General features: G+C 55.9%; 15 protein-coding genes. 6 read left to right on the top strand and 9 right to left on the bottom strand.

From position 1 onward, the window contains the following. Positions 1-164: 164 nt before the first annotated feature. From FAES_RS27060 to FAES_RS27070, 3 genes are all read right to left on the bottom strand, one after another. Complete coding sequence (locus FAES_RS27060; protein WP_015334397.1) at positions 165-3,821, bottom strand: ABC transporter permease/M1 family aminopeptidase; 3,657 nt, start codon at positions 3,819-3,821, stop codon at positions 165-167. A gap of 153 nt (positions 3,822-3,974) precedes the next feature. Next, positions 3,975-4,856, bottom strand: a complete 882-nt coding sequence (locus FAES_RS27065; RefSeq protein ID WP_015334398.1) for an ABC transporter ATP-binding protein — start codon at positions 4,854-4,856, stop codon at positions 3,975-3,977. A 237-nt stretch (positions 4,857-5,093) separates the two neighbouring features. Further along, entirely contained in the window at positions 5,094-6,071 is a 978-nt protein-coding gene (locus FAES_RS27070) for a hypothetical protein (RefSeq protein ID WP_015334399.1), read from the bottom strand. Positions 6,072-6,223: 152 nt separating this feature from the next. Between FAES_RS27070 and FAES_RS27075 the strand changes: the two genes are divergently transcribed. The 6 genes from FAES_RS27075 (at position 6,224) to FAES_RS27100 (ending at position 12,465) form a co-directional block, all read left to right on the top strand. Next, positions 6,224-6,580 (top strand): hypothetical protein, encoded by a 357-nt coding sequence (locus tag FAES_RS27075; RefSeq protein WP_015334400.1) that lies wholly within the window; start codon positions 6,224-6,226, stop codon positions 6,578-6,580. Between the two features lie 235 nt (positions 6,581-6,815). Then, positions 6,816-7,859 (top strand): tRNA preQ1(34) S-adenosylmethionine ribosyltransferase-isomerase QueA, encoded by a 1,044-nt coding sequence (queA, locus tag FAES_RS27080; protein WP_015334401.1) that lies wholly within the window; start codon positions 6,816-6,818, stop codon positions 7,857-7,859. Positions 7,860-8,023: 164 nt separating this feature from the next. Further along, on the top strand, positions 8,024-8,695 hold the full coding sequence (locus FAES_RS27085) for a 2-C-methyl-D-erythritol 4-phosphate cytidylyltransferase (protein WP_015334402.1): 672 nt from the start codon (positions 8,024-8,026) through the stop codon (positions 8,693-8,695). 113 nt (positions 8,696-8,808) lie between these two features. Continuing rightward, positions 8,809-9,807, top strand: a complete 999-nt coding sequence (gene meaB, locus FAES_RS27090) for a methylmalonyl Co-A mutase-associated GTPase MeaB (protein WP_015334403.1) — start codon at positions 8,809-8,811, stop codon at positions 9,805-9,807. A gap of 96 nt (positions 9,808-9,903) precedes the next feature. Further along, positions 9,904-11,007 (top strand): plastocyanin/azurin family copper-binding protein, encoded by a 1,104-nt coding sequence (locus FAES_RS27095; RefSeq protein WP_015334404.1) that lies wholly within the window; start codon positions 9,904-9,906, stop codon positions 11,005-11,007. 3 nt (positions 11,008-11,010) lie between these two features. Beyond that, on the top strand, positions 11,011-12,465 hold the full coding sequence (locus tag FAES_RS27100; RefSeq protein WP_015334405.1) for a DUF7133 domain-containing protein: 1,455 nt from the start codon (positions 11,011-11,013) through the stop codon (positions 12,463-12,465). 259 nt (positions 12,466-12,724) lie between these two features. Here FAES_RS27100 and dnaN read toward each other — a convergent pair whose 3' ends face one another. From dnaN to rpsD, 6 genes are all read right to left on the bottom strand, one after another. Next, positions 12,725-13,846, bottom strand: a complete 1,122-nt coding sequence (dnaN, locus tag FAES_RS27105; protein ID WP_015334406.1) for a DNA polymerase III subunit beta — start codon at positions 13,844-13,846, stop codon at positions 12,725-12,727. 75 nt (positions 13,847-13,921) lie between these two features. Continuing rightward, the gene (gene gldG / locus FAES_RS27110) at positions 13,922-15,577 is read right to left on the bottom strand and encodes a gliding motility-associated ABC transporter substrate-binding protein GldG (RefSeq protein ID WP_015334407.1); all 1,656 of its coding nucleotides are present in this window, start codon (positions 15,575-15,577) and stop codon (positions 13,922-13,924) included. 75 nt (positions 15,578-15,652) lie between these two features. Further along, positions 15,653-16,753, bottom strand: coding sequence for a glutamine-hydrolyzing carbamoyl-phosphate synthase small subunit (gene carA / locus FAES_RS27115; protein WP_015334408.1), 1,101 nt, complete (start codon positions 16,751-16,753; stop codon positions 15,653-15,655). Positions 16,754-16,843: 90 nt separating this feature from the next. Then, on the bottom strand, positions 16,844-17,647 hold the full coding sequence (gene rplQ, locus FAES_RS27120; RefSeq protein ID WP_015334409.1) for a 50S ribosomal protein L17: 804 nt from the start codon (positions 17,645-17,647) through the stop codon (positions 16,844-16,846). Between the two features lie 92 nt (positions 17,648-17,739). Beyond that, positions 17,740-18,729, bottom strand: coding sequence for a DNA-directed RNA polymerase subunit alpha (locus FAES_RS27125; protein ID WP_015334410.1), 990 nt, complete (start codon positions 18,727-18,729; stop codon positions 17,740-17,742). Between the two features lie 94 nt (positions 18,730-18,823). Beyond that, on the bottom strand, positions 18,824-19,429 hold the full coding sequence (gene rpsD / locus FAES_RS27130) for a 30S ribosomal protein S4 (RefSeq protein ID WP_015334411.1): 606 nt from the start codon (positions 19,427-19,429) through the stop codon (positions 18,824-18,826). Between the last annotated feature and the right edge of the window lie 132 nt (positions 19,430-19,561).

Consider the following 19,561-nt stretch of genomic DNA (forward strand, 5'->3'; position numbering starts at 1 on the left):
TTTAAATTACTGACTATCAATAATCTAATCTATATATTGTTGATGGTCATTTTAACATTAATAACAAATAACATTTAACAAATCTCAACACGATTAGAGCCATGATTAACGTACCGGACGCTTGCCACTTCTTTATGGCAAGCATCCAGTACGTCAATCATGGTTTATTGCACCTTCTTCAAATTATCGGTCGGTATGCGGTCGGCGAGGTAACTGAGGGGGTCGACGCCCGCTTCATAGGGCGGTTCTTTCACCGTGAATGTGAACGTACCTGACGGCTTTTTCATGCGGGTGCGGCGGATGGCCAACAGCTTGCCAATTTTTTTGCCATCAGCCGGTTTGCCATACACGCCCACGTCGATGAGGTCATTGAGCGGCAGGGGCGTTTCGCGACCCAGCGAGTCGGCGCGGAGTTTGGCCGTTTGCACCGTTACGGTCACGTCATACTGGCCGTCGTTACGTTTTTTGGCCGTAGCGGTGGTAGCGCGGTTGTCGTAAATGGTGATCTGCTCGAACAGGTCGCGGATGGTCGATTGCAGGCTGTCGGGCGTTTGGGTACGCAGCCGGTCAACGAGTGCGTACGACGTGGGGTACGGTGGTAGTCGATAAGCATACGTATTAACCAGATCACGCAGCGCCGTATTGACCGCCGTTTCACCGATGAACTCTTTCAGGTTGAACATCACCAGACTACCCTTGCGGTAATGAATATACCCTTGGTTCTCAACCGTTTCCAAGGGTACCTCTTTTTCCGATTCACTCCCACGCGCCTGGAGATAATTGTCTGACTCATAGCCCAAAAACCGCTTCATCCGGTCGCGACCGTAGGCTTTCTGCATCACCATCAGGGCCGAGTATTGCGCCATCGTTTCCGACAGCAACGTGGCACCCTGCATTTCGGCCCCGATCACCTGATGCGCCCACCACTGATGCCCCATCTCGTGCGCGACCACGTACTTCACCATGTCGATGTCGGTCTCGGGATCGATCTTGGCAATGAACCCGATGCTTTCTGAATAGGGCATGGTGCCGGGGAAGGCCTGCGCAAACGACGCATAGCGCGGAAACTCGATGATCCGGGCCTGCTTGTGCCGGTAGGGTCCAAAATGCTCGGTGTAATACGCCAGCGACTGCTTGATCGACTCGCTCATGTTCCTGACGTTGTAAGCGTGTTTTTTGTCGTAATACACCTCCACATCAATGCCATTCCACTTGGTGCGGTCAACCTCAAACTGCGCCGAAATGAACGAGTAAAAGTTAAGCGAAGGATGATCGAGCGCGTAGCTGAAGTAGCGGCGCGGGCGCCCTTGTTTATCGCTACCTGTCCACTCCTTCCGCAACGAACCCGGCGCGACGGCGATTTGATCAGGACTGGTACTGATCGTTGTTTTCACGTTGACCCAGTCCGCATTGCCGCCGATGTAGGTGTTCATACAGGCGTCGGTACAGGTACGTTGTAATTTCAGCATGCGGGCTCGTTCGGGCAGATCGTATTCCTTACGGTCGTTTTTGCCGCTGATCTCGCCTTCTTTCTGGTAGCCGATCTGCGGCGACACATCGGCATTATTAAAGAACGAACCGTTTTGATTGACTTGCTGCACAAAGGCGATCTCGTTCTCGATGCCTTTCGCCCGGTGCTGCACCGTCCAGCTCAACTGGATCGAATCGCCGGGAGCCAACGGGCGGGCCAGCCGGTAAATCTGGTACTGATGCACCGAATCGTTGAGCACGCGCTGGGCACCGGGCAGCGTCAGCGCGTAGGTCATCCGGTTGGGCAACACGATATGCAGCGAGTCGATGGGTACGTTGGTATGGTTGGTAAGCTGGTAACGGCCCTGCACAGCCAGTTCACGCTCCGCCGGGTAGAGGTCGATGGTGTAGGCTACGTCGGTGATGCGGGGCTGTGGCCGGTTCTCAAACTTCTTATAGGTTTTTTCGTAGGCAACCTGCCGTTTCTCCTGCACTTTGCTCGTCACGTAGGGGTTCAGCACCTGCGTGTTGTAGAATAGAAACCCGCCCACGGCCAGCCAGGCCACCAACGTACCCAGCGCCACGCGGGCATTTAGCCCCGCGGAGGCCTGCCTGGCTTGCTGCCAGCGTGACCGCCAGGTGGTGTCTTTACCACGTACCCAGAACAACACCGCCACCACGCCCAACAGGACCGTAAACAGCAGCCAATAAGCCCGGAACCACGCAATAGCGGCGACGTAGGGACCCCAGCCGTTCATGTCGGAGTAGGTATAGTCGGGGCTGGCGTTGAATTGCACCAGATTGCTTTGCACGTCGAGCGGACTCCAGATATAGGCGTTCATGATCAGGATGACCACCACCGCAAAAAAGGCGACGTACTTGTTGTTGACCAGCGTGTGGATCAGCATCGATAGCACGATGATCGGGATTAGCCGGAGCATGCTGATGACGCCCATCTCCACGATGTATTGTCGAAGGTCGTAGGCTGTGTAGCCTTTTAGCGTCTGGGCCAGCAACCCGGCTACGATACATAGCAACTGCACCACAAACACGACCCCGGTCATCGCCAGCAGTTTGCCCACAAACACGCTCCAGTTGCGGTGGGGCATGGAGTCGTAAATCTGGGCCAGATCGGCGTCGCGTTCTTTCCAAATCAGGTCGCCGGAGTAAAAAATAATGATGGCAAACAGGAAGATACCCATCGTGCCCTGAATGGTCTGGATGACCTGATACGTGACCGGGTAGGAATACAGCCCGTAGGACTGATCGGCGAAACGCAGCGAAAAGCCCATGTTGAGCAGGCCCGCCAGCAGAATCACCAGAAACGCCACGCCTTTGCTGATTCCCCAGAAGTCGGTGCGGGCGATGCGCCACGCCTGCGCCCACTGCACGCCCGCGCTGGTCTGTACACGTACCGGCGGCAGGGGGTTAACTGCCCCAAATACGCCCACGCCCGCCGCATCGGCAGGCAGGTCATCGGTCGGTCGGGCGGCTTTCTTCCGGCGGCCAAACCAGCCCATGCGCGTTGGTTTGGCGGTTCGTTCGGCAAACGAAAAGCGGCTGTACGTGATCGCCAGCCAAAGTAATCCCACGCCAAACCAGATGAGCCGGTTGATGCCCATATCGCCATTGAGCAGGCTTACCGAGCGCGTATTTTTATCAGCCACGGTCCAGTATTTGGTAACCAAGCCGAAGGGTCCGAAGCCCAGCGCGTCGAAGTAGGCGACCAGCTTCTCGTTGTCGAGATCCCGCAACAGATTCCCCGCCACAGCCTGCGCCACCAGCAAGAGCACGGCCCCGACGAAGGCCACGACCGTAGAGCGGCTCAGCGCGGCAAGCATGAAGATGAACGTACCTGAAATGAAGGTGTTGCCCACGGCAAACGTCAGAAAGGCGTTCAGGTGGGCCGACCAGACTACCGGCCCGTAGCGGTCGGCGTCGGTGGCGCCCGTCATTTTTCCGATCAACGTACCCAGCAGGATACCGATGGAAATGCCAAGGAACGGAATCAGCGCCACGCAGAACGACCCAAAAAACCGCCCGGCGAGGTAGTCGATCTTGCGAATGGGCGACGAGAAGACGAGTTGATGGCTGTTGTAAGTGAAATCGCGAAGGGCGGCGTTTTGCACGAAAGCCGTCGTCATCAGCAGGGCGAAAATCGTCCAGACGCCGTACTGATTCTGAATGACGAAGGGCGCATTCTTGTAGATATTGCCAAACGACCCGCCAATGGTCAGGTCGTCGGAAGCGGCCGCCCAAGCAAACATCGTGATGTTGACGAGCATAAAGATCCAGACCATCGGCTGCCGCAGCCAATACCGGATTTCGAAGGTAAAAATAGAGGCGAACATAGGTAGTGAGGGTAAACGCAGATGGCGCGGCTTGAGCGGCGCATCGCGGCTGTTCAGGAATGAAGACGTAACGCTAGATGCGATCGTTGGCCTATGCGGGCCCGATCGGTGGCAATACGAAGCAGCAATCGGTCTTGATTGGCTTCATCGGTGTCATCTGCGTGCCACTCCGGTCTGAATCTCACTAAAGAACACGTCTTCCAGATCGGGTACGACGGCCTCGAACCCGTCGCCGGGGTCGGCTTCGCTCAGGACGTGGATCTGGGGTTTGCCCCCGACGAGCTTGCTGGAAATGATGGTGTGCGTTTGCTGGTAGGTAGGCAGCTCGGCCTTCGTGATCGACTTGCCCCACACTTTTCCTGAAAGGCTAGCCACGGCGGCAGACGGCGTGCCCCCATATAGCACGCGGCCCTGATGGATGATCGCCATGTTGTTGCAGAGCTCCATCACATCCTGCACAATGTGCGTGGACAGAATCACGATGACGTTTTCGCCAATTTCGGAGAGCAGATTATAGAACCGGTTGCGCTCGCCGGGGTCGAGGCCCGCCGTGGGCTCATCCACGATGATCAGTTGCGGGTCGCCGATGAGCGCCTGCGCAATGCCGAAGCGCTGTTTCATACCGCCCGAATAGCTGCTGACGGCCTTCTTCCGATGTTCGAATAGATTGACGCGATGGAGCAGCGCCTCCACGAGCTGGGTACGTTCGCGACCATTGACAACACCCTTGAGCAGGGCAAAATGGTCGAGCAACTCGGTGGCCGAGATACGCGGGTACACGCCGAATTCCTGAGGCAGATAGCCCAGCGTCCGCCGAACGGCTTCTTTCTGATTTAATACATCCAGATCGCCCAGAAAAGCCGTACCGCTGTCGGCATCCTGCAAGGTGGCCAGCGTGCGCATGAGCGTGCTTTTACCGGCTCCATTCTGGCCCAACAACCCGTACATACCCGTCGGGATGGTTAGCGAAACATTGTCGAGCGCTCGAACGCCATTGGCGTATGTTTTTGATAGATTTTGAAGAACTAGCTGCATAGAAAATTTGGCGAAGAGGTTCTGTGACCAATGATCTGTTCGGTAAGCTACCGATTCGTCACGTACCTGACTCCGTTTCTATGCCATCGGTTGTATAAGGGGATGCGCGGTTTGACTAATGCACAATGCACGATGTATAATGCACAATGGGCTGACCGGGCCGCCGGTGCGGTGTCTTACTCTGGCGTCAGCCCATTGTGCATTATACATCGTGCATTGTGCATTATCTCTTGTCTACTATTTGAACCGCTGAATGCTGTAGGCGGAGGCTGTCAGGCTGGCGGGGTTCCCACTCATGGCCGCTGCCGACACTTCGCCGATCCGCGCGTTCAGGGTGTAAATCTGCCCATTGACCACCGTATTGGTCGTCGCCTGATCGTAACCGGCAGCGTCGGTTTTCACGATCGAAGCCGTAGCCCAGTTGTTGGCCCCGCGCAGCTGGGTCACTTGGTTTCGGTTGTTTACGACGTACAAATCGTCGCCGATTAGCACCATGCCGTCGCCTCCGACAACCGGCGAGAAGCCTGTCACTTCCGTGATGGCGTTCTGGGCCCCCAGATCAATCTTGTAGAGTTGCCCGGTTGCCGCTTTTACCACCAGCAGGTAATTACCCGTATGCCACACAATGCCGTTCAGGCCAAACTGACCAGTAGGCGCACCCAATGTCGCGTTATTGACCAAGATACTCGCCGCGCCGTCGGTCCCCACGCGGTACACCACCGGCGAGAACGAATCAGTCACGTAGGCAACACCTTGCCCATCAAGCGCTACGTCGTTGGCCAGGTGTGAGGCATTGGGCAGCAGCGCCGCCAGATCGGTCCGGCGTTCAATCTGCCGGGTGTTGAGGTTGTACACAAACAAGCCGGCCGTTTTCATGACCGTCTGCGGTGTTGCCTTCGAGGCCACGGCCTGCGCCGCGTTACAGACGTAGACCCGATCGTTAAACACCTTGATGCCCTGCGCCGAGATAAGTTGCGAATCGGTGAACAGGTCGGTATAGGTGCCGTTTACATCGACAGTACCCACTTTACCCTGCGTGAGCGACGTCACCAGAAACTGGTTGAGCGAGGGGGCATACGCAATACCTTCGGGGTATTGCCGGTCGGCGGTGAAGTTGATGCGTTCGGCAAACTGCGGGGCATCGACGTCGACATTTTTCTTGCAGGCGTTTAAACTGATGAGGGCGGCTGCGGCCCAGACTACTCCGTTTTTCATGGTTGAGCAATTAACTGTTTGTACACTTAATCGCTTACCTGGTGGTTTGTTTTACAAAATCTACCAAACAACAAGAGTACTTCAACGAACCGATCAATCAGACGCCGAACAACCCACTCTCCCCGTTGTTAAGTAGAAAACAGATTACCGTCATGACACACTTCACCACCCTGACCGAGGCCATGCAGGATTTGCAGGGGCGCGGCTATACCGAAGAGTTTGCTCCGGAAAAAGATCACATCAAGGTCACCACGAAAGACGACGTTCGTTATGGCAGTGATGAATTCAAAGTCGACGAGTTTCACCGTTTCGAAGGCACCTCAGACCCCGGCGATGAGATGACACTCTACGCGATTTCGTGCAACAACGGTGTGAAGGGCTTATTCGTCTCACCGCAGGGCACCTACTCCAACGAGGTTTCGCCTGAATTGATGGCCAAATTTAACCTCTCTGACCGCGCCGAAGTCAACACCGATGGCGCCGTACAGCCGCTTACGCCGACTAGTTAGCCGTTTCGGATTTGCCGGTCAGGGGTGAGCGCTGGTGAGTACAGCAACGTGCGCATTTGTCAACGTTTACCCTTGACCGGCAAACCTAAAAACAGCCCCTAAAACACCATTTCGCTACAACTTCCCACTCACATTTGCAAATAAATGCGGGACTAAAAATCGCAACGGGGTTTTGACGTAGTATATTTGCGAACTTCCCCTATTTTATCTGCTTATTTGTCAAGGGGATCATTCTATGAAGCTATCCGAATTCCGATTCGACCTCCCCGAAAGTCTCATTGCCAAATATCCGGTTGAACGAGGCGAGTCGCGGTTGATGGTCATTGACCGCAAGACAAAAACCATTGAGCATAAAAAATTCGGCGACATCCTGAGCTACTTCAATGATGGCGATTCAATGGTCATCAACAACACCAAGGTGTTTCCCGCCCGGCTATACGGCAACAAGGAAAAGACCGGGGCCAAAATCGAAGTGTTCCTGCTGCGCGAATTGAACCGCGAAATGAAATTGTGGGACGTGCTGGTCGATCCGGCGCGTAAGATTCGGGTTGGTAACAAGCTTTATTTCGGCGATAGCGATCTGGTCGCCGAAGTCATCGACAACACCACCTCACGCGGGCGGACTATCCGCTTCCTGTTCGACGGCAATCACGAAGAGTTCATGAAGGCCGTTGACCAACTGGGTGAAATGCCCATTCCGCGCGAAATCATGCGCGAATCGGTCGATGCCGATCGTGAGCATTTCCAGACGGTTTTTGCCGAGCACGTTGGTGCCGTAGCCGCCCCCACGGCGGGCCTGCACTTCACCCGCGCCATGATGAAGCGGATGGAGATTAAGGGCATTCACTTCGCGCCCATCACGTTGCACATCGGGCTGGGTACGTTCCGGCAGGTCGACGTGGAAGACCTAACCAAGCACAAAACGGATTCGGAGAACTTCCGCATCGGGCCCGAGGCCGCCAACATCGTCAACGCCAGCCTCGACGCGGGCAAGCGCGTGTGCGCCATCGGGACCACGGCGTTGAAAGCCATCGAATCGTCGGTGTCGGCCAATGCCCGGCTCAAGCCCGTTGAAGGCTGGACCGACCGGTTTATCTTCCCGCCCTATGAGTTCAAAATCGCCAATTCACTGCTGACCAACCTGCATTTGCCGGAGTCGGTGCTGCTGATGATGACGTCGGCCTTCGGCGGTCACGAACTGATCAAAGAAGCCTATCAGGTTGCCATCAAAGAGAAGTACCGCTTCTTCACCTACGGCGACGCGATGCTGATCCTGTAAGTCTGAAAAGTCGGTAAGAAAGGAAGTCCTCAGTTTGGAAAGTCTGTTTAGTGTTGCTTACGCAGCACAGTCAAAAAATAGACTTTCTGGTCTGAGGACTTCCGTTCTTACCGACTTTTCAGCCTTAGCACTTCCTTTCTTACCGACTTTCCTGACTTACACCGTTGACACGTACCGATCAGTTCTACGCCATTATCGTGGCGGGTGGTAGTGGCAGCCGCATGAAAAGCGACATCGCCAAGCAGTTTTTGCCGTTGCGTGGTAAGCCCATCCTGCAACACACCATCGAGCAGTTTCTGGCTTATTCCGACACCATGCCGATCCGGCTCGTGCTGCCCGAACGCGACCTGCCCATCTGGGAGACACTCTGCGCCGAACGCCGGTTTCGCCCGGCCAACGTCACGACGGTCATCGGTGGTGCGTCGCGCTTCCAGTCGGTACGAAACGGACTGGCCAGCATTCCTATCGAGGCGGACAAAGCGGGGCTGGTAGCCGTACACGACGGCGTGCGCCCCTATGTCTCGCCCGCCATTATCGCCGAAAGCTTTGCCACGGCCTCGCACCGGGGCAGCGCCGTGACCTGCGTGCCGGCCAAAGATTCGGTACGCCTTGTCGACGCCGACGGCCGTAACACCGCTGTCGATCGGGCGCGGGTACGGCTGATTCAAACGCCCCAGACCTTCCGGCTCGACTGGTTCCGGCAGGCTTTCGCTGTGGCCGAACAACCTCATTTTACCGACTGCGCCAGTGTGCTGGAATTTGCCAACTACCCGATCACGCTGATCGAGGGTTCCTACGAAAATATCAAGATCACCACGCCCGACGATCTAAAGTGAACAATGGACAATGCGGTCCGCCGCTGCGGCACGATGAACAAGGAAGGCGCAATTCATTGTTGTTCATCGTACCGCAGCGGCGGACCGCATTGTCCATTGTTCATTGACTGCTCATGCGCCCTCGTCAACCCGCCTCTTTTTATATCGATGGTATCCGGGCCGGTGACCGACTGGTCCTGAGCCGGGCCATAACGCTCGTAGAGAGCCATCGCCCCGACGATCAGGCGTTGGCGCAGGCAGTCCTGGAAGGGGTATTGGCCTTTGCCCCAACGGATACCATTCGGGTGGGTATCACGGGTGTACCGGGCGTGGGCAAGAGCACGTTCATCGAAGCCTTCGGAACGTACCTGACTGGCATTGGTAAGCGATTGGCGGTGCTGGCCGTCGACCCTACGAGCCAACGGTCGGGCGGGAGTATTCTGGGCGACAAAACACGCATGGAAACGCTCTCGGTAAACCCGCAGGCTTACATCCGCCCCTCGCCCGCTGGCGATTCGCTGGGCGGCGTGGCCCACCGCACCCGCGAGACCATGCTCCTCTGCGAAGCCGCCGGTTTCGACACCATCCTCGTCGAAACGGTAGGCGTCGGGCAATCAGAAACGCTGGTGCACGGCATGGTCGATTTTTTTCTGCTGCTGATGCTGGCGGGTGCCGGCGATGAATTGCAGGGTATGAAGCGGGGCATCATGGAACTGGCCGATGCGCTGGCCATTACTAAAGCTGATGGGGATAATGCCGCGGCCGCCCGCCGTGCCCGCGTAGAATACGAAAACGCGCTCCATCTGTTTCCACCCACACCAACCGGTTGGCAGCCGCCCGTGCTAACCTGTTCAGCGCTGACCAACGCGGGTATCGCCGACCTCTGGGCCACCATCGAACAGCATCAGGTACGTATGACCGCGACTCAACGCGATGGCGTATCGGAACGTACCTGTCACCGGCAGCGGCAGGCGCTCGATTGGTTCCGAACGTTGCTCCGCCAGCGGATCGAACGCCAGTTTTTTGGACAACCGGGACTACGCGAGCAGGTGCAGCAATTGGAACAGCAGGTGCAGGCGGGCGACCTGTTGCCAACCCGGGCGGTTGAACAGTTGGTAGGCAAAGCGATATAGGCCATCGGCCAACGTACCCAGCCATACCGACACAGCCGCCGGTTTGGTTAAACCTGACTTCTTTTCTGCTTCTACTAGTAGCTTATTCATTACCCGATGCGTCTACGATTCCTTTGGTTAGCACTACTACTGGCGGTTGGTCGACTGGCCGCTGCACAGTCGGCGCGCGACACCACGATTTTGATTAAAACGATGGCCGGTTTGCAGTTCAGCGAAAAACGGCTGGTGCTGCGCCCGAATACCCGCCTAACGCTGATTGTCGAGAACGACGACGATATGGCACATAACCTGGTGGTCACGAAGCCCAATAGCCGCGCCCGTGTGGTGGAGTTTGCGCTGGGCATGGGCGAAACCGGCCCCGCCCGTCAGTTTGTCCCAACCCTCTCCGACGTACTGGCGCACACGCGGCTGCTCTCACCCGGCGACAGCGACACGCTATCGCTGACACTACCCGACGAAGGTGATTTCTCGTATGTCTGCACGTACCCCGGCCACGGCTCCATTATGTACGGCATGCTGTACGTCACCAACGCACCCCGGCGGCTCCCCCCTATCGAGCGCGACCCTAACTTGCCTCAAACAACTGCCCATACGGGCCATGCCCATGCCGCTGGGCCGCCGGCCGTGCATCCCTACGCACTACGCCTGCCTGCCGTTTACCGCACGTTCATGCCCGATGCCAGCCCCGCCGCCATTGCCGTGGGGCTTCCCGGTCTGAGTGGCGGTCCGCAGCAGTCCTATTGTTGGGACGCTACGACCTGCCAGTTGCGGTATGCCTGGGCGGGTGGTTTCGTCGATAACACCGAGCAGTGGGACGGCAAAGGGCAGCGTCTGACGAAGCTCGTTGGCGATCTGTTCTTCCGCGACTCGACCACGCAGACACCCTGGTACGTTGATGGCAAACCGGCACAGGTACGTTTCGGCGGTTACACGTTGCTTGATCGATATCCCGAATTTACTTACACGGCCAATGGCGTGACGATCCGCGAACTGACCAAACCGCAAGCCGGACAGCGTGGGTTGGTGCGCCGGTTCACGATTGGTCCAACCCGTCAGGCGTTGCGGTTTCGGCTAGGCGACACGGCCAATCAGTACAAAGCGTCGGCGGGGCGCATCGAGCGAGGTTGGCTGATCATTCCGCCTACCGTTCGCTCGGTCACGGTGTCGAGTGTCGTTTTACCCACCGCCCAACTGCCTTAACTTATGCTGAACACGTTGCTGCTGCTGGGTACGTTGCTCACGGCCCCCGCCGACACCATTACCGACTATTACGAGGTCGAGACGATACCGACGCCAGTGGGTCTGTCTGCCGAAACGGGTGGGCTGGCCTTTCTGCCCGATGGTCGGCTGGCTGCCTGTTTTCACCGGGGCGAAGTGATGCTGTATTCGCCCAAGACCAAACAGTGGCGCGTGTTTGCCGAAGGGCTCCACGATCCGCTGGGGGTGATGGCCATCAGCAACCGGGAATTGCTGGTGATGCAGCGCCCCGAACTGACTCGCCTCATCGACACCAATGGCGACGGGGTTGCCGACCGCTACGAGACGGTTTCCGATCAATTCGGCATGTCGGGCAATTACCACGAGTTTGCCTTTGGGCCGATACGTGACGCCAAAGGCAATCTGTACATCGGCCTGAACACTGCTTCCAACGGGGCGGGCATCCGGCAGCAACTGCGCGGGGCGTTTAACCCGCTGGGTAGGCCCGGCCGCATGTATGCCTGCGTGCCGTATCGGGGCTGGGTGATGCAGATTACCCCAACGGGCCAAACGATTCCTTATGCGCTGGGCTTCCGCTCGCCGGACGGACTGGGCTTCGATGCACAGGGTCGGTTTCTAGTCACCGATAATCAAGGCGATTGGCTCGGCACCAGCAAATTGCATGTGGTAAAACCGGGTGCTTTTCACGGGCACGTAACCAGCCTGGTCTGGAAGGGCGATTTCCCTAAAATCGACCCGCTTACCTTGCCTGTTTCTACCCTAGACAGCCTGCGCACCCACGAGGCCGTTGCGTTTCCGCACAGCCTAATGGCCCACTCACCTACGCAGCCGGTTGTCGACAATACAGGGGGCAAGTTCGGGCCGTTTGCGGGCCAAACGTTTGTTGGGGAAATGGACTACCCGCATCTGCTGCGCGTGCTGCTGGAAGAGATTGGTGGCCAAACGCAGGGGGCCTGTATTCCGTTTCTGGCTAAAGGGGGACAGCGAATAGGCAACCATCGGCTTGCTTTCGGCCCCGATGGCAGCCTCTACCTGGGTCAAACCGATCATGGCTGGACCGGGGCTCAGGGTATCCAACGAGTTCGTTTTAAAGGCGGGCAGTTTCTCGATATTGCCGCCATGCACCTGACCGCTACCGGTTTTGAACTGAACTTTACGCTCCCGGTACGCGAGGCCGAAGCCCGTGAGCTGGCCAATTACACTTTCCAACGCTATCAGTACAAATACCACCGCGATTATGGCTCGCCGCAGATCAACAAAGCGACGGTGCCGGTTCAGGCAGTGCGACTGTCGCCCGATCGCCGCACCGTGTCGATCGACATAACTGACCTCCAGGAAGGCTTTATCTATGAATTGTCGATGGGCCGATTACAGACCGAAACCGGAAAGAAGTTGCTGAATACGACCATTTGCTACACGCTTAATAAACTTAACAAATAAGTCATTCCACTCAATTATTTCTTTCCATTATCCTATTCCGTATCTTTGTAGACGTACAGTTTCCTATTCCTGAACCCTTTCCTTTCTTGTCTGGCGAAGCGTCACCTCGAAGCTTATCGAGTCTTCCCCACTCTTGTCACGCCGAGTTGGCTGAAGACTGTGGCTCCGGGGTTTCTGCGCCTCGCCAACACTTGTCAAACACAAAGCCCCGGCTCTCTTTCGATAGCCGGGGTTTTTTAGTTAATCGTTGCGAACTCGCTTATGCGTAGGTATTCAGCATGACGGGCATGACCAGCATCAGAATCTCTTCGTCCTCTTCCTTGTCAGCGGGGATGATCAGGCCGGCGCGGTTCGGTGCCGACATTTCCAGCGAAATCATTTTGGCGCTCAGGTTGCTCAGCATCTCCGACAACAGTTTGGCGTTGAAGCCAATTTCCATTTCATCGCCGTCGTATTCACAAAGCAGTTTTTCATTGGCCTCGTTTGAATAGTCCAGATCTTCTGCCGAGATCGTGAGGCTGTTGGCCTTCATCGACAGCCGAATCTGATGCGTCGTCCGGTTGGCGTAGATCATAATCCGCTTCAGCGAGTTCAGCAGATCGGCGCGGCCGATCGTCAGCACGTTCGTGTTGTTGGTCGGAATGGCGTTTTCGTAATCGGGGAAACGCTCGTCGATCAGGCGGCAGATCAGTTGGGTCGGGCCAAACGAAAAAGACGCGTTAGCCTGGCTCAGTTCCACCTTTACGTCGGCCCCTTCCGGCAACGACGCTTTCAGCAACGACAGGGCCTTGCGCGGGATGATGAGCGAGGTGCTAGCCGTGGTCTGGATGTCGGTGCGGCGGTACCGGATCAGCCGGTGGCCGTCGGTAGCCACAAACGTAGCGTTGTCGCTGTTCAGTTGTAGATAAACACCCGTCATGGCCGGGCGCAGATCGTCGGTGCTGGTGGCGAAGGCCGTATTGTTGATGGCGCTCAGCAGGGCATCCGATGAGAGTTCGACCGACAGGTTTTTGTTGACGCCCGGAATTTTGGGGAAGTCGATCGGGTTCTCGCCGGATAGTTTGAAGCGGCCGTTATCAGTCAGGATTTCGGTGCCAAACGTATCGGTGTTGATATTGATCGTAATCGGTTGTTCGGGCAGGCTCCGTAGCGTATCGAGCAGCAGCTTGGCCGGAATGGCGATCGCACCGTTCTCCGACGCATCCACCGGAATCTGCGTCGTCATGGTGGTTTGCAGGTCAGAGGCCGTTACGGTAAGGGTGCCCTCTTCAATCCGAAACAAAAAGTTTTCGAGAATCGGGACGATCGGGTTCGCCGCCACCACACCGTTGATGTTCAGCAGGTTCTTGAGCAGTACGGAAGAGGATACAATAAATTTCATAAGCCGCTTTCTAGCAAAATCTTGTAAGACAAAAGTAACGAAAATAAGTCCATTTTCGGCCCGCCGCTGACTCAATTATCGGGCATATTGTCGCCGTCTGATCGCCTGCCAGATCAGGCCCAATGCCAACACCAGCGCCAGCGGCCCCAGCACATTCAAGGCCTGCCACTGGGTACGTTCCGCACCGATTTTGACGCTGTCGAGCGGGCGCAGGGGCACCTCACGCTGCCGCGCCACAATCAGTCCCTCGGGGTCGACGAGGTAATCGATGGCGTTCAATATGAAGTCTTTGTTAGCGAATTGGGTCCGCGTAAACCGGTCATACCCCAGCGGTAAGGGCGCTTTGCGTTTGTAATCGACATCGTTGACGACCAGATCACCATCCGAGCAAAGCAGCACCTTCGCCGCTACGCCCGTTTCGCGGTACCCATTCTTGAGTGAATCGGGTAGGAGCTGATTGGCAAAGAGTGAGGCAAACGACCCTTCCAGCAACGTACCTACCGACCGCACGCCGCCCAGGTACGTTGCCGGGTCGGGTTGTTGCCGGGCTTCGTTGTAGCTAACCAGCGTTGGTGTTTTCAGTACCTGAGTGTAGGCCGATGTTTTGAGCAGCACCGTTTTATGAATACCGTTGGCGCGCACGGTGTCGATGGTGCTGACAAATCGGCCGTAAATCGCGTCGAGATTACGCGTGATGGGGCTGTCGCCAAACGAATTCAGCACCGGGTAGAATCGCCACGGCACCAGTTGAATGTTCGGCTTATCGCCCATATTCCCCACGTTGAGCGGGATCACGCCACAATTGAGGTCCTTCACGACGTCTTTATTCACGCGGGCACCCCAGTTGAAAAATAACTCATCGAGACCCAGCACGAGCGGTTGGGCGTAAGAGCCTTCGGTGCCGACGCTGTCGATACGCTGTCCGTCCACCACAAACAGCGCCCGGCCCCCTTTCACCACATACTGATCGAGTTTGAAGATCTCGCTTTCCACAAAAGGCTGATCGGGTTTCAGCACCAGCAGCGCATCGACGCCCTCAACCGGGCCGGGTTTACGTAAGTCCACAAAAAACAGGTCATACGTTTCCTGAATCGACGCCAGCACGTCGGAAAACCGCTCGGGGGGAACCTGCGTATGGCCAAATACCAATCCCACCCGGCGCCGACTGCCTTCGGGCTGCGTGAGTCGCCGGATAGCCGCCGCCAGCTGATACTCGACGCCCTCATACGACTGGTTCAACTGCTCTTCGGGCGAGGCGGCTTTGTTGCCCTTTAAGAGCAAAACGCCGATCTGTTTACCCTCGTAATGCACGACAGCGCCCGGGACCACGAGCTGTTCGGTACGTTTTCCGCCCTGGTTGGCAAACAGGTTGGTGGGTTGGAGGCCTAGTGCTGCCAGTTCCGCCAGCCGCTTATTTTGCTCGGTCGTTGTGCCGGTAATGGGGTCGATAAACCGGTAACTTATGTTGCTTTCGCCCTCCGCTTTGAACCCTTCCAGTGTTTCGCGCACGGCGGTTTCGAGGCGTCGGAAACCGGGCGGCAGGTTGCCGGTCAGGTACACATCGACATGCACGCGGGCGGGTAACGTGGCCAGCAGTTGACGGGTACCGTCGGTCAGGGTATATCGTTTATCACTGGTCAGGTCGAACCGGGCATAGACGAACGCCGAGAGCAGGTTGATGACAATCAACCCCAGCAGAAGCCCCAAAAAGCGCTTGGTGGATAGAGACATACGGCTTAGTAACGAAAAAGCCTCCGCTGGTGAGGCGTTGGCTTTTCAAAATTAGTACGATGCGGGCTGGATGCCTTACTGCATGAGCGTCACAAAATCGTCGAACAGGTAGCGTGAATCGTGCGGGCCAGGCGACGCTTCGGGGTGATACTGCACCGAGAACGCCGGTTTGTCTTTCCGGCGAATCCCCTCGATGGTGTTATCGTTCAGGTTGATGTGGGTCACCTCCACGTTGCCGTGGTCTTGCACTTCGTCGGCCTTCACGGCAAACCCGTGGTTCTGCGAGGTCACCTCGCACAGCCCCGTGATCAGGTTTTTAACCGGGTGGTTCAGCCCACGGTGGCCGTTGTGCATTTTATAGGTGTCGATGCCACTGGCCCGCGACAGAATCTGGTGCCCCAGGCAAATACCAAACAGCGGTTTTTCGGTTTCCAGCGCCTGCTTCACCGTCTCGACAGCATAGGGCATAGCGGCCGGGTCACCAGGTCCGTTTGAGATAAAAAACCCGTCGGGGTTGAAGGCCTGTAGTTCGGCAAACGGGGTTTGCGCCGGGAACACTTTACAGTACGCGCCGCGGTCGGCCAGGTTCTGCACGATGCTCTTCTTCACACCCAGATCCAGCACCGCCACTTTCAACCGCGCATCTTCCTGCCCAACGGTGTAGATCGCCTTCGTGCTTACCTCCGACGACAACTCCAGCCCGGCCATGTCAGGTACGTTGTTCAGTTCGGCCAGTAATTGATCGGGGTCCAGCACAGCCGAGGAGATGATGCAGTTCATTACCCCTTTGCTCCGAATGTGCCGTACCAGCTGCCGCGTATCGATGCCATGAATCCCGACGATGTTGGCTTTTTCGAAGTAATCCTGCAAAGAGCCATCGGCCAGGTGACGCGAGAAAATGGGTGAAAAGAAATTGCACACCATCCCCCGGATTTTCACCCCGGCCGATTCTTCTTCCAGCCCAAGCTGAATGCCGTAGTTACCGATGTGTGAGGTTGTATTCACGATCACCTGCCCGTAATAGGACGGATCCGTGTAAATCTCCTGATAACCGGTCATGCCTGTGTTGAAGCAAATTTCGCCACCAGCGGTACCGATCTTACCTAAGGCAAAACCGTCAAAGACGCTACCATCCTGCAATACCAATAATGCCTTGGGTTGTTGGGGACGTGTCATGAAGCTCGTTGGGTATCTGTTTATTGGTTAAAAAAAAGGGTTAACCGATGACCGGCTAACCCAATTTCTGTATGACATCTGGTTTTGTCATTATTCAGCAGCTTGTTCGCGACCACCTTTCAGGCGATCGGTCAACGCTTTGAATTCATCTGTTTTTCCGTCGCGGAGCAGAGCAGCCTGCTCATTCCACGTCGTTACATCAGCGATGTTAAATTGGTTCCCGGCGGCATCCAGAATAGCCCGTACGTCTTCGTCCTTGGCATCAGCCAGTTGAGCGAAAGTCGTGATACCGGCGTTGTTCAGCAACTCGGCGATTTTAGGACCAATGCCTTCGATGATTTTCAGGTCATCAGCAGCGGGAGCTTCGGCAGCCTCCGCTACAGGGGCGGCCTCAGTAGCAGCCGGTGCTTCGTCAGCAGCGACAGCCGCTACGGGAGCAGCATCACCCGCGTTGTCGGCCTTACGACCTGAACCACCCCGACGGCTACGACGCGTCTTGGTAGCAGCCTGTTCGGCGGCCGCCGTCAGCAGCGTTTCGTTGAAGTCAACGAGTTCAATCAGGCAGGTATCAGCGCCGTCACCTTTCCGGTTGCCCAGTTTGATGATCCGCGTGTAGCCACCCGGGCGAGTTGCGATCTTGTCCGACACCGTGTCGAACAACTCTTTCATCCCTTCTTTATGGTTCAGGGATTTGAAGACAATCTTCCGGTTCTGGTTGTTGTCTTCTTTTGCACGCGTCAGGATCGGCTCAACGTATTTGCGAAGCTCTTTCGCTTTCGCCACCGTCGTCTCGATGCGCTTGTGCATAATCAGCGAAACGGCCATGTTCGACAGCATTGCTTCGCGGTGCGAATGGGTCCGGCTGAGGTGATTATCTTTCTTACCGTGTCTCATTTTGGTAAAGGGAGGAAGGAGGATGGAAAAAGTAGGAAGGGGCTTTCGCAACGACTTTCCTTCTTTCTCCTGTCTCCCTTCTCCTTGATGTTTTAGTCTTCGTCTAAGCGGTACTTAGCTACGTCCATGCCGAACGTCAGGCCCTTATCGGCTACCAGTTGCTCCAGTTCCGTGAGCGACTTCTTACCGAAGTTGCGGAACTTCATCATGTCGGAAATCTCCAACCGAACCAAATCGCCCAGCGTCCGTACTTCAGCCGATTTCAGGCAGTTGTAGGCCCGAACCGACAGATCGAGATCCGATAGCGACGTCTTCAGCAGTTTCCGCATGTGCAGCATCTCTTCGTCGACAACGCTGTCTTCTTCCGGTTTCACCGTGTCGAAGGTCATTGTCTGATCAGAGAACAACATGAAGTGCTGAATCAGGATGTAAGCGGCTCCTTTCAAAGCCTCTTCCGGGTGCACTGAACCGTCCGTTTCGATGTCGAGCACCAACTTTTCATAGTCGGTTTTCTGCTCAACCCGCGTGTTTTCAACGGCGAACTTCACATTCTTGATCGGCGTGTAAACCGCGTCGATCGGGATGTGGCCAAATGGCAGTTCGTTGGCACGGGGTTCATCGGCAGGAACGTACCCACGACCTTTTTCAACGAAGATTTCCATCTCCAGATCGCGTGTATCGTCAATGTGGCAAATCACCAGTTCAGGGTTCAATACCTCAAACGAAGCCGAAGCTTTTGAGATATCGCCAGCCTTCAGCACGGACTTACCTTTAATATTGACCGTAATCTTGTTATCAACAACGTCGTTGATCTTCTTGAACCGAACCATTTTCAGGTTCAGGATGATTTCCGTTACGTCTTCAACAACACCTTCAATCGAAGAGAACTCGTGCAAAACGCCCGGAAACTTTACGCTCGTAATAGCATAACCTTCCAGCGACGATAACAGGATGCGACGAAGCGCATTGCCAATCGTTACGCCGTAACCCTTTTCGAGAGGCTTGAACTCAAATACACCGTGAAAGTCGTCGGCTTTTTCCATTACGACTTTATCGGGCATTTGGAAAGCTAATATTGACATACGTTTTCGTGGTTAACAGCCTAAAATTAAGTATGCAGTTGGCATCGACTGCGGGCCAGCAGGCTGCATTTGCCAGCACCAACTGCTCACTGGATTACTTCGAGTACAATTCAACGACGAGCTGCTCGTTGACGTTCTCAGGGATCTGATCGCGCTCGGGGTAGCTGATAAACGTACCGGCGAGTTGCTGCTGATCCCACTCCAGCCAGTTGTAACGCTTCGCGTTGCGGCCGGCCAGGCTAGTTGTAACGGCTTCCAGTGACTTTGATTTCTCACGAACGCCGATGATCTGACCGGGTTTCAGTGAGTATGAAGCGATGTTGACCACTTCACCGTCGACAGTGATGTGCTTGTGCGACACCAACTGACGGGCCGCCCGGCGCGTAGGCGCAATGCCGAGGCGGTATACGGTGTTATCGAGGCGGGCTTCGCACAGTTTCAGCAGGTTCTCACCCGTGATCCCTTCACGCACCGCAGCGCGGTGGAACAGCCCCCGGAACTGACGCTCCAGAATACCGTAGATGTATTTTACTTTTTGTTTCGCCTGAAGCTGCTCAGCATATTCTGAGGTCTTGCGCTTCCGGCCACGACCGTGCATACCCGGTGCGTAGTTTTTCTTTTGTAAGGCTTTCGACGGGCCAAGGATAGGCTCACCGAACTTACGTGATATCTTAGCCTTCGGGCCAATATAACGTGCCATTATCTGGAATGAATAAGGTTTGACAATGATCGGACACAACTCAATGTCGCCCGACCGTATTCATTGCTTCGGCAACTTATAGTTACTGTTAGCAATTGTAAGTCTATAGTTTCTAGTTTGGGCTTCAGCCAT

Source organism: Fibrella aestuarina BUZ 2, assembly GCF_000331105.1.
Classification (GTDB): Bacteria; Bacteroidota; Bacteroidia; order Cytophagales; family Spirosomataceae; genus Fibrella; species Fibrella aestuarina.